Annotated in this window: 1 protein-coding gene; it reads right to left on the reverse strand. The window is 51.1% G+C overall.

Translation table 11 applies throughout. The features are described 5' to 3' along the window. A partial coding sequence (locus AB1471_RS19175) for a hypothetical protein (RefSeq protein WP_367781071.1) occupies positions 1-235 on the reverse strand: 235 nt, incomplete at both ends.

A 235-nucleotide genomic window follows, 5' to 3' on the forward strand; every position in this document is an offset into this window, starting at 1 on the left:
CCTCCCCCCCTTTGTCTCCCCTCCTTCCTTCCTTCCCTCCTCCCCTCCCTCCCCTCCCTCTCTCCCTCCTTTCCCTCCTCCTCCTTTTTCTCCTCTTCCTTCCCTCCTTTCTTTTCCTCTTTTCCCTTTTTCTTTTCTTCCTTTCTCTTCCCCTTCTCCTCTCCTTTTTCCTTTTTTTCTTTTTCTCCCCCTCTTTTTCCCCCCTTCTCTCTCCCTCTTTTTCCCCCTTCTCTTT

It is taken from the genome of Jeotgalibacillus marinus (assembly GCF_040801915.1).
GTDB lineage: Bacteria > Bacillota > Bacilli > Bacillales > Jeotgalibacillaceae > Jeotgalibacillus > Jeotgalibacillus marinus.